The sequence below is a fragment of the Dorea sp. ICN-14282 genome (genome assembly GCF_037890115.1).
GTDB classification, from domain to species: Bacteria; Bacillota; Clostridia; order Lachnospirales; family Lachnospiraceae; genus Dorea_B; species Dorea_B phocaeensis.
Genome location: NZ_JBBKBH010000002.1, coordinates 126,544 through 143,959 on the forward strand (window position 1 = coordinate 126,544; position 17,416 = coordinate 143,959).

The following is a 17,416-nucleotide window of genomic DNA, read 5'->3' on the forward strand; positions in this document are numbered from 1 at the left end:
TTCGTCTCCTTTTCTATGATTTTCTGTCTAACACATAGGTTTCGAGAAATTCTGCCACGCCGTCCTCGTCATTGCTTCCTGCAATGTAATCTGCCGCCTCTTTTACCGCTTCAATAGCATTGGACATCGCCACGCCACTTCCAACTTCCCGCATCAGATGAATATCATTTGCTCCGTCTCCAAATGCCATAATCTCTTCCCTGGCAATTCCCATACTCGCTCCCAGTTCTACAAGCGCAGCTCCTTTGTTGACTCCTGCTGCATTTACCTCAATATTATTGTTAAGCGCACCCGTCACTTCAATCCCCGGCACTTCTCTTAGCTCTTCAATCGCATCCAGCTTATCTTCATAATTTACAAACAAGCCCTGCAGCTTATCCATTGCTCGATTTTCTTCCTCAAATAGTTTCCATAAATCCGATACCCCCTTACGAGTCGCTTTCACATAGCGTGCCATCGGAGCTTCCGGAAGATATTGCTCTATCGATGCTAATTTTTCCTCCAAAGCATATCCCTGGCCATCATAATAAAGTTCACACATGGTATCGTATTTCTCCAGGATTGTCAGTACTTTTCGTGCCGTATCCGGCATCACTAGACGCTCCAGTATCGTTTTTCCAGTCTTTACTTCCACAATTCTTCCGCCGTTTGCCGTCAAGGCATATCGAATTCCCGGAAATTCAAGTACCTCTCTAGGGATACCGCACAGGGTCCTTCCTGTTGCAGGCAGAAGTTCAATTCCCTGAGCAATTGCCCGTTCCATCGCATCCTTGGTACGCTTCGTCAACTCTTTTTCCGTCGTAAGAAGCGTTCCGTCCAGATCAAATCCTATCATTCGTGTCTTAATCTTCATAAACAGTCAATTCCTTCCCCTCTTGTGAAAAGAGAAACTGCTTCATGCTAATTCGGTCAGCACTTTGCTCATAGGCGCCACTCGCATGTTCCTTCATTTTTTCCACAGCATCTTCGTTAGATGCCGGAGCAAACAGCACCGTATCCTTTGCCGGCACCATAATCAATATATCATCCTTCAATTTGTCCGCGCAAACCTGCCAGATATGTTTAAAGCACAGAGAACTCGCCTCATTGTGTCCATCTGCGAGAATTCCAAATCCTCCATACCAGGTATTTGCAATTACAAATTCTACATCCTGTACCAGATTCTCACACGCCTTCTGATATAACGCTTCAATATTACACTCCGGCGGAAGCATGTTGTCCTTTAAAACTTCATACACATCTTCCTCACGCTTTATAACAAATATAATCTTTAAATCTCCAATAAATGACACTACCGGCGTGTCATTTTCTGAAATATGCTTCCCATTCAACGCATGAAGGTCTATCAATTCTTTCTTAATCCATGGATAAATCTTATCTTGAATCCGCTCGTAACGATAGTGTTCTTCTTCATATTTTTTCATATGTGTCCCTCCCGTTTCACGTTCTAGCTCTTATTCTATCAAACTTCATACTATAAAGCAATTCAGGATTTACCCCATCTCATTTACAGGATTTCCTCCATCTCATTTGCAAAAGAGAACCGGGACATATGCTGCTACATGCATACGTCCCGATTCTCTCTTCCTACTTCTATTATAATCTGCAGGGATTCCCAATTAGCAACAAGATCTCCAAGCTCGATCTTCCTTACTGGTAATCCATAACATCAATCCACTTCATTAAGAAATCCTTCTCAAGCTCATTGTCTTTCTCAAGCTGTGCAGCTGCCACAATTGGAAGCCACTGCTGTACGTACTGCTTTGGCGTATCACTCTTCTTGCAGAACAGATTCAAATACAGATCTGCATTTTCCTGACTCTTAAGTGCAAAAAGAAGATAGGTCATGGCAGCGTCTGCACTGGCATTTCCCTGTGTCACATGCGCCCAATCCACAACTGTCATCTTTCCGTTCTTTCCAACAATCACATTACTTGGATTGTAGTCTCCATGACAGATCTTTGTATGCTTCGGCATGCTCTCTAACCGGGTACAAAGTTCATATCTCTGAGTTGCATCCAACACCGTCAGGCTATTAATCTGGCGCGCCAGTTTCTCCTTTAAGTCATTCAGCATCGGAGCCTGTTTTTCCTGAATCGCCAGCTGCATATCTACAAAATCAGACATATATTTCTCTATATTCGCCGGATCTACCTTCATCATCTCTTCTAACGTCTTACCATCCTTGTGCTCAATCACAAGCGCCCATTTTCCGTCAATCTGGGTTACTTCTTTCAGCTTAGGAATTGCCAAACCAGTCTCTTCTACCCGAACAGTATTCAGTGCCTCATTGAACACTGCTGACTTCGGATGTGATTTTGCAAATACCTTCACGATACTATCCTCACACTGATACACCTCTTTATAAGACCGCGTTACAATCAGATTGCTTTTTTCCAGTTTCATATGCGCTACCTCCTTGAAAATGTTTCCGTTCCTCTTTTTCATGGTCGAATTATACACCTATTTCATTTGTTTGCGAATGGTTTTTTGACATTTTTTTAACTTATTTTTTATTGTCTGTTTTCTTGTTGTTTTATTAACAATTTGCAGCCAGAAGAACAGGGATTTCAAAAGGGACAGGGTAAAACGCAATCGGGGACGGAGGTTTTTTCAAAAAACCTCCGTCCCCGATTAACATTTCTTATTTACCATAGTAACATTTCAAATAAATTTCTTTCATTTCTTTCATCAATGGATATCTTGGGTTAGCGCCTGTACACTGATCGTTGAAGGCCTGCTCAACCATATCATCCAATGTATCTAAGAAGTACTGCTCGTCAATACCATACTCTTTGATGGATTTCTTAATACCGATCTTCTCTTTCAAATCTTCCAGTTTTGCAAGGAAGTTCTCGAACACTTCTTCATCTGTCTTGCCCTGGCATCCTGCAAAACGTCCAAGCTCTGCATATCTTGCCAGTGCATGTGGATACTGATACTGAGAGAATGTTCCCATCTTAGTCGGAACTTCTGCCGCATTGTATCTCATAACGTCTGTCAAAAGAACTGCATTTGCAACTCCATGTGGCAGATGGTGGAACGCTCCAAGTTTGTGAGCCATAGAGTGGTTCAATCCCAGGAATGCATTCGCAAATGCCATACCAGCCATACAAGATGCATTTGCCATTTTCTCTCTTGCGATTGGATCGTTTGCTCCGTTCTCGTAAGCAGATGGCAGATACTCAAATACTGCTTTTACCGCCTTCATAGCCAGACCGTCTGTGTAATCCGTTGCCATAATAGATACATATGCTTCGATTGCATGTGTCATTACGTCGATACCAGATGCACTGGTCAGTCCTTTTGGCTGTGTCATCATATTGTCAACATCTACAATTGCCATGTTTGGAAGCAGTTCGTAGTCAGCGATTGGCCATTTTACTCCTGTCTCTGCATCTGTAATGATCGCAAATGGTGTCACTTCAGATCCTGTACCAGAAGAAGTAGGAATTGCTACGAAGTACGCTTTCTCACCCATTTTCGGGAATGTATATACTCTCTTACGGATATCCATGAAATCCATAGCCATATCTTCAAAGTTTGCTTCTGGATGTTCATACATTACCCACATAATCTTTGCAGCATCCATTGCAGATCCACCACCAAGTGCAATAATGGTATCTGGCTCAAATGCTCTCATCTGATCTGTACCTTTCTGTGCACACTGTAATGTCGGGTCTGGAGCAACCTCGTAGAAGCAGGTATGCTGAATTCCAAGCTCATCTAATTTTTCTTCAATTGGCGCTACGTAACCATTTTTATATAAGAAGGAATCTGTTACGATGAATGCTTTTTTCTTATTCATCACTGTTCCCAGTTCATCAAGAGCTACCGGCATACAGCCTTTCTTAAAGTATACTTTCTCAGGTGTTCTAAACCACAGCATGTTTTCTCTCCTCTCAGCCACCGTCTTAATGTTGATTAAGTGTTTTACACCTACGTTCTCAGATACAGAGTTTCCACCCCAGGAACCACATCCAAGTGTCAAAGATGGAGCGAGCTTGAAGTTGTAAAGATCACCGATACCACCCTGAGAAGATGGTGTGTTGATCAGAATACGACAGGTCTTCATTGCTGCTGCATGTTTTTCAATCTTTTCTTTCTGTGCAGGATGTACATAGAGCGCTGCGGTATGTCCATATCCTCCGTCTGCTACCAGCTGTTCTGCCTTTGCAAGTGCCTCATCAAATGTCTTTGCTTTATACATTGCAAGTACCGGAGACAGCTTCTCATGTGCAAATTCTTCAGAAATATCTACAGACTCTACTTCACCAATCAGAATCTTTGTATTTTCCGGAACCTCTACTCCAGCCAGTTTTGCAATCTCGTATGCAGATTTTCCAGGAATCTTGTTATTTAATGCACCATTGATAATGATGGTCTTACGAACTTTATCCAGTTCTTCGCCTTTCTTTAAGAAGTAGCATCCGCGATATGCGAATTCTTTCTTCACTTCTTCATAAACGCTTTCCAGAACGGTTACAGACTGTTCAGATGCACAAATCATACCATTATCAAATGTCTTAGAATGAATAATAGAGTTAACTGCCATCTTAACATCTGCTGTATCATCAATGATAACTGGTGTATTTCCAGCTCCAACGCCAAGTGCCGGTTTTCCGGAAGAGTAAGCAGCTTTTACCATTCCAGGTCCGCCTGTTGCCAAAATGATGTCTGCATCTCTCATAACAGTATTGGTAAGTTCCAGAGAAGGAACGTCAATCCATCCGATGATACCTTCTGGTGCTCCTGCCTTTACTGCCGCATCCAAGACTACCTTTGCAGCTGCGATTGTACATGCTTTTGCAGCCGGATGTGGGCTGATGATAATTGCATTTCTCGTCTTCAGACAGATCAATGTTTTAAAGATTGCTGTAGATGTCGGGTTTGTAGTAGGAATAACTGCTGCTACCAATCCAATTGGCTCTGCAATCTTCTTAATTCCGTAAGCGCTGTCTTCTTCAATCACACCGCAAGTTTTTGTATTTTTATATGCATTGTAAATGTATTCTGCTGCGTAATGATTTTTGATTACCTTATCTTCCACAACTCCACGGCCAGTTTCTTCAACTGCCTGTTTTGCAAGTGGAATACGCATTTTGTTTGCTGCCATTGCAGCTTCATAAAAGATTTTGTCTACCTGTTCCTGAGTATAAGTTGCAAAGATTTTCTGCGCTTCACGCATTGCTTTCATCTTTGCTTCCAATGCTTCTACACTATCAATAATCTCTGGAACCATTTCCTTTTTCTTTGCCATATTATAAATCCTCCCTGTAATGATTGCCATGTCAATTGCTATTTGTTATTTTCTTAACTATGTTTGAAAGTATAATGCATTGTTAATTATTTGTCAATATCTTTTTTGATATTTTTTTAACAAGCTTACAGAAAGGATCTTTTTTCACTTTATATGCCCACTACACTTCCAGCTTTCACCGCCAGCAGGCTCGTAATTCAAAAAGAAAATCCCAGACGCCATGCCTGAGATTTTCTCCCGATAGATCTTCCTCCCTGATGCCTGCCTTGATGTCTGCGTTCTATCTCTTTATGTATTTTATTTCTTATCTTACCTTATGCTCTGTATGCAGCAGCATATGTGCCTTGTGTGACATCGGCTTCTCGAAATACTCTTCATACATCCGTGCAATATCCTGATTCTCATGGGAGAACCGAATTTCTGACTTCTGATCCAGATCATACAGATTCTTGCCTCGCTCAAATGCCAGCTCCTCTCCGTCGTGAATCGGCTGTCCTCCGCCACCGACACAACCGCCCGGACATGCCATTACTTCTACGAAATCATACTGGACTTCTCCTCTTTCGATCTTTTCAAGAAGAGCTCTGGTATTTCCAAGTCCGCTGACTACTGCAGTTCTCACCCGGATATCATCGATCTTAAACTCCGCTTCCATCACACCATGATTCTCCTGGAACCCAGGACTTCTTACCACCTTAAATGCATCTGCATCTGGATTCTCTCCTTTCAGGAGATAGTATGCCGTCCGAAGCGCAGCTTCCATAACGCCTCCCGTTGCTCCAAAGATCACACCCGCTCCAGATCCATCCTGCATAGGCCGATCGCTCTCTATATCCTGAAGCGTTGCCGGATTGATGTGGGCTGCACGAATCATCTGCGTCAGCTCTCTGGTTGTAATCACCGTATCGATATCCCGTCCTGCATATTCCTGATAGAACAATTCCATCTCACTTTCGCCCTTTTTGGCAACACATGGCATAACGGATACAGTATAAATCTTCTCCGGTGATACGTCAAGCTTCTCTGCAAAATAGGTCTTCATCACCGCACCGAACATTTGCTGCGGAGATTTTGCCGAAGACAGGTATTTCACCAAATGCGGGAACTGCGACTTCGCAAACCGGATCCAGCCCGGACAACAAGACGTGAACATCGGCCGTTCCTTCAACTCTCCTGATGTGAACCTCTCTATAAATTCACTTGCCTCTTCCATAATCGTTAAATCTGCTGAAAACGTAGTGTCAAACACGTAATCTACACCCATTTTCTTAAGTGCATCTAAGATTTTTCCAACGGTTGCTTCTTCCTTGGCAAGTCCTAAGCTCTCTCCCCAGGCTGCCCGCACTGCCGGCGCCACCTGTGCAACAACAATTTTCTCTTCATCTTCAATGGCATTCCACACTTTCTCTGTATCGTCTCTTGCACCGAGTGCTCCCACCGGACAATGTGTAATACACTGTCCGCACAGAGAACAGTCTGCCTCCTCAATCGTCTTATGCCCCGCTACATTTACGGTCGTTCTGGAACCTGTTCCTTCCAGATCCCAAATGCTTAAACTCTGTACCTTGTCACAGACTTGGATACAGCGCATACATTTAATACATTTAGAAGAATCTCTGATCAGCGGGAAATTCTTATTCCAGGGCTGTCTTTCAATCTCTGCCTTGTATGGGATCTCCAGAATATTCAGATCGTTGGCGATCTTCTGAAGGGAACAATTTCCACTCCGGTAACAGGTAACACACTCGCAGTCATGCTGGGAGAGTATCATCTGCACATTTGCCTTCCGATGTCTGCGCACCTTCGGGCTGTTGGTATAAATCACCATTCCTTCTTCCGCCATATTATTGCAGGATGTAATCAGCCGATTCTTTCCTTCCAGCTCTACCACACATACACGGCAGGCTGCAATCTCATTGATTCCTTTCAGATAACACAGCTTCGGAATATGAATTCCATACTGTGCGGCAGCCTCCATAATGGTAGTATTTTCTTTTACGGAGATTGCCTGCCCGTCAATTGTAAGATTTACCATAATGTCTCTCTGCCTCCTTTGAATATTCCATATCCGAAATGATCACAACGCAGGCATCTGGATGCCTCTTGTTTTGCTTCCTTCTCTGTCATACAGTTTTCTACGCCTTCAAAGTCACAGACTCTCTCACATGCCTCTCGTTCCGTCAGGTTAACCCGACCGCACGGAGTTCTGTCATCCAGATGTGCTTTCGGAATTTCCACATCACAGGAAATCTCGTGGCGATAACCCAGATATTCATCAATGTTCGCCGCAACCACCTTTGCCGCCGCAATGGCACTGATTACCGACGCCGGTCCGCTGGCACAATCACCGCCCGCAAAGACGCCCGGCATATTCTCGAATGTTCCACTTTTTTCTGTTACAATCTTACCTCTGGCAACCGGAATTCCTGCCTCTTCAAAATGACGGGTTTCAATATTCTGTCCAATAGCCACAACTAATACATCGCACGGAATATAAATATTTTCCTCTCCGGTCGGTTTAATGCTGGCACGTCCATCCTTGATTGAACTAATCATCTGCGGTGTCACATAAATTCCGCGGATATGATGATTCTCATCCACATCAAGCGCAGCCGGAGCCTTCAGCGTCTGAAGCTCAATACCTTCTGCCACCGCACCTTCAATCTCTCCAGGAAGCGCCGTCATATCGGCAACTCTTCTTCTATAAACGATACTTACCTTCTTAGCGCCAAGACGTTTCGCTGTGCGAACCGCGTCCATGGAAACATTTCCGCCACCAATGACCGCCACTTCTTTTCCGGTCAAATCCATGATCTGATTCTTTCCTACGTTCCGCAAAAACTCTACCGCAGACAACACACCGTCCGCATCCTCACCCTCTAAGCCAAGCTTCTTATCCGTGCTTGCTCCAATGGTAATCAGAACCGCATCGTACTGTTCCCGAAGTTCCTGCATCGTGATATCCTGACCAATTTTCAGACCGTACTTCACTTCCACACCAGTCTTTAAGATCGCATTGATGTCTTCCTCTAACCGCTCCTTCGGCAGACGGTAGTTCGGAATTCCATAACGCAGCATACCACCAAGCTTCGGAAGCATCTCATAAACCGTTGCCTGATGCCCCATCAGCTGGAGATAATACGCAGCGCTTAAACCTCCCGGTCCACCTCCAAGTACCGCTACCTTCTTGCCGGTAGACGGTGCACATGCCGGCGGATCTACTTCCCCTGCGTAATCAGCCGCCATCCGTTTCAGTCCCCGGATATTAATAGAATCATCTACCATATTTCTACGGCATCTGGCCTCACATGGATGCTCACAGATAAAGCCACAGGTTGTCGGGAATGGATTGTCCTTGCGGATCAGCCTGATTGCATCTGCATATCTACCTTCTCCTACCAGTGCAATATACCCCGGAATATCTACATGTGCCGGACACAAGGATACACATGGTACCGGCTGATTGTACGTACAGGTACAGCGTCCGTTCTGAATATGCTCAATATAATCGTCCCGATATCCGATCAATCCTTTATAAACCATATTAGCCGCTTCATACCCGATCGCACAGTCTGCAGACTCCATAATGGAAAGAGCCGTCTGCTCCATCACATCCAACGTTTCCATCGTCGCCTTTCCGTCCAGTACGTCTTTGATAAAATGATTCAGCTGTCCCAGTCCAATCCGACACGGCACACATTTCCCACATGTCTGCGCGTGACATAATTCCAAAAATGCCCGGGCCATATCTACCGGACACAGCCCCGGCGGACTCGATTCAATTCTTCGCTCCAAATCCTTATAGAGCCCTTCCATCACGATCTTCGCTCTCTTTGGTGAAGCTATCTCTAACCTGCTCATCAGCTACATTCCTTTCTTTTGTATGAATTCTGAATTACAACAAACGTAACAGTACATTTATTATACCATTTTTTGAAAGTTCTGTAAGCAAATCGGCATAAGTAGATAAATTAACAAAAAGCATATTATTCTAGTGACTCCTGCACTACAAGAAAGCCTTTCTCCTTCAATGCATGCTCAATCATATCCAAAGTCTCTTCATTATCGGCCGTCACTTCGTGATAATGATATCCGGATGTAATATTTTTCAGCGGACTGGACTTCCCTCTTCTGATATCTTCCAGAAAATCTGCAATCTTTTTCCTGGAATTGATATTAAGTTCTGCTTCCAGCCGTCCGTACACCCGGTGATGAATCATCACATTATGCACACAGCCACCAAGATCCACGATGCTGCACAGCTCTTCTTCCAGCTGGTCATCGCTGTGCTGTACCTTGAACGTCCGTTTTGCAGCCACCGGAGCGTTCAGTATATAACCTCGATTCGTCGCAATAATGTCATAACCTGCGGCGCGGATCAGCGCAATATCCTGCACAATCACTTGACGGCTCACTCCATATGCCTCCGCCAGCTTCTGCCCAGATACCGGCTCTGCCTGCGCCTGGATCCGTTGAACGATTTCTGCCCTTCTCTTTGCACCTGTCATATGCCTCGTTCCACCTCCGCTTTTCTTAGACTGCATGAAGATTTTTCAGAGAAATGTCCAAAATCGGCGCAGAATGTGTCAGCGCGCCGCTGGAAATATAATCAACCCCAAGCTCTGTCAGTCTTCCAATATTCTCCTTCGTCACATTTCCGGAACACTCCGTCTCTGCACGACCATCAATCACCGCAATAGCCTCCTGCATTTCTTCCGTCGTCATATTATCCAGCATGATAATGTCAGCGCCTGCTTCCACCGCTTCTTTTACCATATCAAGGTTCTCAACTTCAACCTCGATCTTTCTGACGAACGGTGCGTATTCTTTCGCCATCCGTACCGCTTCCTTCACACCGCCTGCTGCCCCGATGTGATTATCCTTCAAAAGCACACCATCAGACAGATTGTAGCGATGGTTGTATCCACCGCCCACTCGTACGGCATACTTTTCAAAAATCCGCATATTCGGCGTCGTTTTTCTCGTATCCAAAAGCTTTGTCTTGCTTTCCTTCAAAAGCTCTGCTACAGAGTGAGTATAAGTTGCAATTCCACTCATCCGCTGCAGATAATTAAGTGCTACCCGCTCTCCGGAAAGAAGCACCCGGATATCTCCGGTCACCTTTCCCATCAACTGACCATTTTTCACCTTTTCCCCGTCTTTACAGTATAGCTCTACCTCAGTCTCCGGATCCAGAAGTGTAAATACTCTGGTAAACACATCAAGGCCTGCAATCACCCCGTCCTGCTTGCAGATCAGTTCCACCTCTCCGGTAACCCTCTCTTTCATAACGGAATTCGTCGTTACATCCTCGCTTGAAATATCCTCTTTCAACGCTTCCATAATCAAATGGTCTGCCTGTAATTTCATCGTAATCTGATTCATATTGCTTCTCCTTCTTTATCAATTCTTTTCTATTTTACTTTCTTCCTTAAGCTGCCTTTCTTATTCGCCTTTCTTATTTACCTTCCTTATCTGCCTTCCTCTTCTGCCAGTTCCAGCATAATGCTTTGCGCTGCACGCTTTGCGAATACCATACTCTCCAACAAAGAATTGCTTGCCAGACGATTTCTCCCATGAACACCATTACAGCTGGTCTCACCCACCGCGTACAAATGCTCCATGGACGTTTTACTATTCTTGTCCACCCAGATTCCGCCCATGAAATAATGCTGCGCCGGAACTACCGGAATCCATTCGCTCAACGGATCATATCCCTCTTCTTTACACTGACAGCAAATATTAGGAAAATGGGCCAGAATTTCTTCCTTCGGAATCCTCTCCATCGACAGCCACACGTGGTCTGTTCCGTCCTTCTCCATCTGTTCTCGGATCGCCGCCGTCACCACATCTCTTGGCAGCAGTTCATCTACAAACCGTTCTCCTGCCTTGTTGTAAAGCACTGCACCTTCTCCCCGCACAGATTCTGAAATGAGGAATCTGCGTCCCGGGCGCTTGGAATACAGCGTTGTCGGGTGGATCTGTACATAGTCCAAATGATCCAAACGGATTCCCCGCCGTTTTGCAATTGCCAATGCATCTCCCGTCAAATGCGGAAAATTAGTGGTATTCGGATAACATCCTCCAATCCCGCCACTGGCAAAAATAGTATACGGCGCATGGATATTCCACGTCTTCCCCTGATACTCTGCCACGACTCCCTGGCAGGAATCTTGTTCCACCAGAATGTCGGTCATTGTCATATATTCATAAATCGTAATATTTGCCCGTTCTCTTGCCCGTTTAAGTAATTTGCTTGTAATCTCTTTTCCTGTAATATCCGCATGATACAAAATCCGCGGCCGGGAATGTGCCCCTTCACGAGTATAGACAAATTCCCCATCTTTTTGTTCAAATTCCACGCCATACGACACCAGATCCGCGATCACTTCTCTGGAAGAGCGAATCATAATATCCACCGACTCTTTCCGGTTCTCATAACGCCCCGCCCGCATGGTATCTTCAAAATAGCCGTCATAATCTTCATCATCCCGCTGCACACAGATTCCTCCCTGTGCCAAGAAAGAATCACTGCTCTCTGCGTCCGCCTTGGTAAGCATGACTACCTTTTTGTCTTTCCCAATATTAAGCGCGCTAAAAAGACCGCCAACTCCGGTACCGACTACGACAACGTCTGCATATATATCCATCTTTTTCCTTCCTCCCAAATGCCCGTGCCGTTACCTGGCCAGCTCCAGCATTTTTTCCAGCGGTCTGCCGGAATTCTCCCTGAGTTCATCCGTTACAAACACTTCATTTTCTCCCGTTTCCAGCACTTGAAGAATCTTCTCAAGCGTAACCTTCTTCATATCGTGACAGACTGGTTCCGTCTTTGTGAAATAGAACTTCTTGCCCGGATTTCTCTTTTCCAGTTCATAACGCACTCCATTTTCCGTACAAATAATAAATTCCTGCTTTGGACTTTCTTCTGCATATCGAATAATACCTGAGGTACTGCCGATATAATCGGAAATCTTCAATACCGCTTCCGCACATTCTGGATGCGTCAATACTTCCGCCGCCGGGTGCATCCGCTTGGCCTCTAAAATCTCTTCTACCTGTACCTTCTCGTGCACCGGGCAGTATCCTGTATTATAGACAAATTCCTTTTCCGGCACCTGACTTGCCACATAATGCGCCAGATTTCGATCCGGAATAAAGAAAATATACTTATTCGGAAGAGCTTTGACAATCTTTACTGCATTTGCGGAAGTCACGCACACATCCGAATACTGCTTCAATTCCGCCGTCGAATTGATATAACACACCACTGCCAGATCATCATACTTCTTTCGCATCTCCTGAATCGTCTCACGATCCGCCATATGCGCCATCGCACAATCCGCCGTCATATCCGGCATCAGTACCGTCTTCTTGGGATTTAAGATCTTAGCACTCTCTCCCATAAAAGATACGCCGCAAAATACGATTGTCTGCTCCTTTAAATCCACTGCAACCTTACTTAAATAATAAGAATCTCCAATGTAATCAGCAATTGCCTGTACCTCGTCCGGTACATAATAGTGCGCAAGAATCACAGCATTTTTCTCTTTTTTTAATTTTTTGATCTGTTCTATAATATCCATAACCTTTTCCTTTCTCAGATTCACATTGCTCCTATTATAGCACCTCGCTTTACATGTGACAAGACAGTTATTTTTTTGAGAGGGGACAGGGTGAAACACAATCGGGGACGGAGGTTTTTTGAAAAAACCTCCGTCCCCGATTGACGCTACGCTTTCTTCTTAGCAAACGCACAATATAATACGAATCCCAAAAGCAGCACTGCCACTGCCATCCAGCCGGCCAACATCGCCGGTCCTTCTCCTACAAATTTGTCGTAGTACCCTTTCATATAAATAATCATAATAATAACCGGAATCACATAGCCAACATACCAGCGGATTCCTTTCGGGAACTTAATTCCATTCCCCGCATTCACTTCTGCCAGGAAGTTATCCCATCCCCATCCATTCTTTCTTGTACAGAACAGAAGATATCCAAGACTTCCAAGTGGAAGCAAGTTATTAGATACGATAAAGTCTTCCAGATCCATGATGGTGCTTCCGGCGCCCACCGGCTCCCAGCCAGCCAGCACATTGAAGCCAAGCACGCATGGCATACTCAAAACAATAATCAGGACCGCACTTACCAGCACACTCTTATTTCTGGACCAGCCAAACAGATCCATATCAAATGAAATAATATTTTCAAATACAGCTACGATTGTCGTAAACGCAGCAAATGTCAGGAACAGGAAGAACAATGCTCCCCAAAACTGTCCGCCTGCCATCTGGGCAAATATATTTGGAATAGTGATGAAAATAAGGCTCGGTCCTGCCCCCGGCTCAATCCCAAACGCAAAGCACGCCGGGATAATAATAAATCCAGCCATTAACGCCACAAAAGTATCCAGACAGGTAATGCTGATTGCTTCGCCAGCCAGACTTCTGTCCTTACTCATATAGCTTCCAAAAATCATCATGGCTCCAATACCGATGGACAATGTAAAGAATGCCTGACTCATGGCTCCAAAAATTACATTTCCAATTCCGGTCTGCTGCATCTTCGCAAAATCCGGCACCAGATAGAAGCGGATTCCTTCTCCCGCACCATCCAGGAAGAATGAACGTACAGCCAATACCACCATAATCAAAAGCAGCGCCGTCATCATTACTTTCGACATCCGCTCAATTCCTTTTTGAATTCCAAACCAGCATACCGCAAATCCAATTACACAGATCAATACGGTCCACATCGTCAGCGTCCCCGGACTTCCCAGCATATCTGCAAACCCAGCCTCTACCGCATCCGGCGTAGCTCCTACAAAATCGCCTCTCACAGAACGGAAACAATAATACATCATCCAACCACCAACTGTCGTGTAAAACATCATCAAAAGATAACTTCCGATAATACCGATCCATTTGGTATGATGCCACCTGCTTCCTTTGGGCTCCAGTTCCTCAAACCCTGCTGCCACACTGTAACGGCTTCCGCGTCCAATGGCAAACTCACACACCAAAACCGGAATTCCCATAATCAACAAAAATATCAGATAAATCAGAATAAATGCAGCTCCGCCCAATTCTCCGCAAAGATATGGGAACTTCCACACATTTCCGATTCCAATTGCACATCCGGCTGATACCAAAATGAATCCAAGCCTTGATCCGAATTTTTCTCTCTTCATCTCATTTCCTCCATTCTCTTTCGTCGGTCACTCTCCCCCACATCTGCAACTAGACTTTGCTATTATAACCTATTACCGTATAAAAATGCAACCTTACATCTTTCATATCAGCCGCATCTTCCCTCTTCTATACTTAAGCATCCCTCGTAAGCTTGTGAATCCACTTTCCATAATTACATTTGACAAATGCCGGAATACACTTAAAAATCTGATCCGAATTCAAACAACAGACCACCACTGCCGGAGATGCCTTTACCACAAATGCCAGAAAAAATGACAACGGAATCACAAGCATCCAAATGCTGATCAAATCCATTTTCACCACAAACATCGCACTTCCGCCGCCCCGAATAATCCCATTATTGGTAGGCATCTGATAGGACATTCCCACGCAGATCACACTCAAAATCACCAGAAATGCATTTGCCATTTCCTTCGTTTCCGGCTGCAAATCATAAAGTCCTAATACTGGAATTCGAATAAAAAACAAAAAGATCCCAGACACCACGCCAATCAACACAAACAAGCATTGCAATTTTTTCGCATATCGTTTCACCAGCCCCATATCTCCGGTTCCAATCGTTTTTCCGATCAGCACTGACGCCGTCGAAGACGCCCCTACTGCCGCAGACTTTACCACCAGAAATAAAGTGGCCGCAGCACTGTTTGCCGCAATGGCGGCAGCCGTCATATGACCAAGAATTACCGTCTGAAGCGCTGTATTCACTCCCCACAGCCCCTGCACAATCAAGATCGGCACTACAATCTTAATATAATCCCACACCAGAACTTTGTCTGTTGAGAGATAATCTTTCAAGCGTAATCTTAACTTTTCATCCTTTTTAATCACATACCAGATCAGAACCACACACTCTAAAACTCTGGCAACTAAAGTTCCCACTGCCGCACCTTTGGCTCCCATGCAAGGAGCGCCAAAATGCCCGAAGATCAATCCATAATTAATCCCGCAATTTACAAGAAGCGTCATCACCGACAGACGAAACGCAATCTTCACTGACTCTACACTTCGCATCGAAGCCAACAGGATCTGCGTCACCGCAAAGAAGAGATAGGTAAATCGAACAATTCCAAGATACCCAACTCCCTCCTCAATAATCGGAACGTCTTCCGTAAAGATCCGAACAGCTTCATAAGGAAAAATGCTTACCGCCGCGAACAAAACCACTGCGGCTACAAGCGCCGCCCGCATTGCCGCCGAACTAATCTTTTTCATCGGATCAATCCGCCGCTTTCCCCAGTACTGACTGCAGAAGATTACCAGCCCGTCCCCCAGCGCCAGAATAATCTGCTGATATACAAATTGAATTTGATTGACTGCCGCCACACCAGCAAGCGCCGTCTCGCTATACGAACCCAGCATCAAATTATCCGCTAGATTTACGCTAAGTGTAATTACATTCTGCAACACCAGCGTTATATAAATTGAAAAGAAATTTTTGTAAAACTTTTGCCCATTCATACCATCTTCATCCCATATCTTTTAAATACATAAAAAAAGAGAGATTACATTTCTGTAACCTCTCAACATCTCCGTCCTCGGCGAAGTCGGAGTGACGTGATTCGAACACGCGACCTCTACGTCCCGAACGTAGCGCTCTACCAAGCTGAGCCACACTCCGATAAAATATGACCGAATGCCTGATTCTCAGGCATTCGGCGCCCCTGCCAAGGAACTACGGATAGAGGACTCGAACCTCTACTAACAGAGTCAGAGTCTGCTGTGCTGCCATTACACCAATCCGCAACATCTGCTTTTGTTCTCTGTTTTGTTCAGCGAACATGTTATATTATAGCAAAGAAAAAAAATAAATCAAGTACTTTTTTGAATTTTTTTAAAATTTTTTTCAACTTTTTTCCGAAGCCCTGTTTTCGCGCTGTTTCCTGGCAGTTTTCCCATGCTGATTAAATCTCGATTTCTCCATCGAATACGGTCGTAGCCGGTCCCGTCATATAGACAATATCCGCCTCTCGATCCCATTCAATCTCCAGATCTCCTCCTAACAGTCTAACTGTCACCTGATTTTCTGTATAATTATTTAGAATGCTCGCTACGGCAACCGCACATGCACCGGTTCCACATGCCATCGTCTCGCCGGAGCCTCTCTCCCAGACACGCATTTCTACCGTACGCCGATCCAATACCCGTGCAAACTCTGTATTAATTCGATTTGGGAAACGCTCATGCTGTTCAAATGCCGGCCCAATCTCTTCAATCGCCATTCCCTGTATATTCTCCAAATACACAACTGTATGTGGATTTCCCATAGAAACGCCCGTCATCTGATACGTTTGACCTCTCACTTCGATTGGAGACAGAATTACCGGATCCTGCTCTCTTCCTTCATCCATGATGATAGGAATCTCACACGCTTTCAATCCAGGATGTCCCATATTTACCTTAACAGAAGCTACTTTTCCTTCCACAACATTAAGATCCAGATATTTAATCCCTCCCAGCGTCTCCACCGAAATACTGGTCTGATCTGTCAATCCATAATCATAAACATATTTTCCCACACAGCGGATTCCGTTTCCACACATCTCTCCCCTAGATCCGTCTGCATTATACATCTGCATCTCAAAATCCGCCTGACTGGACGGGCATATCATAATCAATCCGTCAGAGCCAATTCCTGTATGCCTGTCACTTACATATTTTGCCACCTCCGATGGATTTTCTACCGTTTCCTTAAAACAGTTCACATAGACATAATCATTTCCAAGCCCGTGCATTTTCGTAAATTTCATTCTTTTCATCCCTCGCTGTTTCTCTATTTTTTAGTCTTATTCTATTGGTGTTGTTACCGGAATTATAATGAATAACCCGCTCCTTGTCAACGAAGGAACACTGACTGCTTTATTTCTTACGATTCTATTTGAATTTTTCACGTTGATTTGGTAAAATATTAAAACAATAACAGAAACAAAAGTTTCATGCCAGC

13 protein-coding genes and 2 tRNA genes are annotated in these 17,416 nt (G+C 44.6%); all 15 read right to left on the reverse strand.

Annotation, left to right across the window (positions count from 1 at the left end; all coding sequences use genetic code 11):
* Positions 1–13: 13 nt before the first annotated feature.
* Positions 14–853, reverse strand: a complete 840-nt coding sequence (locus WKT00_RS05870; RefSeq protein ID WP_101694889.1) for a Cof-type HAD-IIB family hydrolase — start codon at positions 851–853, stop codon at positions 14–16.
* Positions 843–1,424 (reverse strand): hypothetical protein, encoded by a 582-nt coding sequence (locus WKT00_RS05875; RefSeq protein WP_340261834.1) that lies wholly within the window; start codon positions 1,422–1,424, stop codon positions 843–845. Before WKT00_RS05875 ends, WKT00_RS05870 begins: the two co-directional genes overlap by 11 nt.
* 226 nt (positions 1,425–1,650) lie before the next feature.
* Positions 1,651–2,406 (reverse strand): phosphotransferase, encoded by a 756-nt coding sequence (locus WKT00_RS05880; RefSeq protein WP_340261838.1) that lies wholly within the window; start codon positions 2,404–2,406, stop codon positions 1,651–1,653.
* 238 nt (positions 2,407–2,644) lie between these two features.
* Positions 2,645–5,260, reverse strand: a complete 2,616-nt coding sequence (gene adhE / locus WKT00_RS05885; protein WP_101694892.1) for a bifunctional acetaldehyde-CoA/alcohol dehydrogenase — start codon at positions 5,258–5,260, stop codon at positions 2,645–2,647.
* 304 nt (positions 5,261–5,564) lie between these two features.
* A complete protein-coding gene (locus WKT00_RS05890) occupies positions 5,565–7,295 on the reverse strand; it encodes a [FeFe] hydrogenase, group A (RefSeq protein ID WP_101694893.1) in 1,731 nt (576 codons plus the stop codon).
* Positions 7,289–9,121, reverse strand: coding sequence for an NAD(P)-binding protein (locus WKT00_RS05895; protein WP_340261847.1), 1,833 nt, complete (start codon positions 9,119–9,121; stop codon positions 7,289–7,291). Before WKT00_RS05895 ends, WKT00_RS05890 begins: the two co-directional genes overlap by 7 nt.
* 125 nt (positions 9,122–9,246) lie before the next feature.
* Positions 9,247–9,768: a transcription repressor NadR gene (locus WKT00_RS05900; protein ID WP_340261850.1), complete on the reverse strand. Its 522-nt coding sequence runs from the start codon at positions 9,766–9,768 to the stop codon at positions 9,247–9,249.
* Positions 9,769–9,793: 25 nt separating this feature from the next.
* Positions 9,794–10,645 (reverse strand): carboxylating nicotinate-nucleotide diphosphorylase, encoded by an 852-nt coding sequence (gene nadC / locus WKT00_RS05905; protein WP_340261853.1) that lies wholly within the window; start codon positions 10,643–10,645, stop codon positions 9,794–9,796.
* Positions 10,646–10,731: 86 nt separating this feature from the next.
* Positions 10,732–11,910 (reverse strand): L-aspartate oxidase, encoded by a 1,179-nt coding sequence (locus tag WKT00_RS05910; protein WP_340261856.1) that lies wholly within the window; start codon positions 11,908–11,910, stop codon positions 10,732–10,734.
* A gap of 30 nt (positions 11,911–11,940) precedes the next feature.
* Entirely contained in the window at positions 11,941–12,846 is a 906-nt protein-coding gene (gene nadA, locus WKT00_RS05915) for a quinolinate synthase NadA (RefSeq protein ID WP_340261859.1), read from the reverse strand.
* Positions 12,847–12,992: 146 nt separating this feature from the next.
* Positions 12,993–14,453 (reverse strand): sodium-dependent transporter, encoded by a 1,461-nt coding sequence (locus tag WKT00_RS05920; protein WP_340261862.1) that lies wholly within the window; start codon positions 14,451–14,453, stop codon positions 12,993–12,995.
* A gap of 133 nt (positions 14,454–14,586) precedes the next feature.
* Positions 14,587–15,933 carry an MATE family efflux transporter gene (locus WKT00_RS05925; protein WP_101694898.1) on the reverse strand — a complete coding sequence of 449 codons (1,347 nt, stop codon included), beginning with the start codon at positions 15,931–15,933 and terminating at the stop codon, positions 14,587–14,589.
* An 86-nt stretch (positions 15,934–16,019) separates the two neighbouring features.
* Positions 16,020–16,093, reverse strand: a tRNA-Pro gene (locus WKT00_RS05930).
* Positions 16,094–16,147: 54 nt separating this feature from the next.
* Positions 16,148–16,218: transfer RNA gene (locus WKT00_RS05935), tRNA-Gln, on the reverse strand.
* Between the two features lie 158 nt (positions 16,219–16,376).
* Positions 16,377–17,222, reverse strand: coding sequence for a diaminopimelate epimerase (gene dapF, locus WKT00_RS05940; RefSeq protein WP_340261868.1), 846 nt, complete (start codon positions 17,220–17,222; stop codon positions 16,377–16,379).
* Positions 17,223–17,416 lie beyond the last annotated feature (194 nt).

What these genes read in the sequence shown, in the direction of transcription:
- WKT00_RS05870 (WP_101694889.1), bottom strand. Translation starts at nt 853, where the DNA reads ATGAAGATTAAGACACGAATGATAGGATTTGATCTGGACGGAACGCTT.
- WKT00_RS05875 (WP_340261834.1), bottom strand. Translation starts at nt 1,424, where the DNA reads ATGAAAAAATATGAAGAAGAACACTATCGTTACGAGCGGATTCAAGAT.
- WKT00_RS05880 (WP_340261838.1), bottom strand. Translation starts at nt 2,406, where the DNA reads ATGAAACTGGAAAAAAGCAATCTGATTGTAACGCGGTCTTATAAAGAG.
- adhE (WP_101694892.1), bottom strand. Translation starts at nt 5,260, where the DNA reads ATGGCAAAGAAAAAGGAAATGGTTCCAGAGATTATTGATAGTGTAGAA.
- WKT00_RS05890 (WP_101694893.1), bottom strand. Translation starts at nt 7,295, where the DNA reads ATGGTAAATCTTACAATTGACGGGCAGGCAATCTCCGTAAAAGAAAAT.
- WKT00_RS05895 (WP_340261847.1), bottom strand. Translation starts at nt 9,121, where the DNA reads ATGAGCAGGTTAGAGATAGCTTCACCAAAGAGAGCGAAGATCGTGATG.
- WKT00_RS05900 (WP_340261850.1), bottom strand. Translation starts at nt 9,768, where the DNA reads ATGACAGGTGCAAAGAGAAGGGCAGAAATCGTTCAACGGATCCAGGCG.
- nadC (WP_340261853.1), bottom strand. Translation starts at nt 10,645, where the DNA reads ATGAATCAGATTACGATGAAATTACAGGCAGACCATTTGATTATGGAA.
- WKT00_RS05910 (WP_340261856.1), bottom strand. Translation starts at nt 11,910, where the DNA reads ATGGATATATATGCAGACGTTGTCGTAGTCGGTACCGGAGTTGGCGGT.
- nadA (WP_340261859.1), bottom strand. Translation starts at nt 12,846, where the DNA reads ATGGATATTATAGAACAGATCAAAAAATTAAAAAAAGAGAAAAATGCT.
- WKT00_RS05920 (WP_340261862.1), bottom strand. Translation starts at nt 14,453, where the DNA reads ATGAAGAGAGAAAAATTCGGATCAAGGCTTGGATTCATTTTGGTATCA.
- WKT00_RS05925 (WP_101694898.1), bottom strand. Translation starts at nt 15,933, where the DNA reads ATGAATGGGCAAAAGTTTTACAAAAATTTCTTTTCAATTTATATAACG.
- dapF (WP_340261868.1), bottom strand. Translation starts at nt 17,222, where the DNA reads ATGAAATTTACGAAAATGCACGGGCTTGGAAATGATTATGTCTATGTG.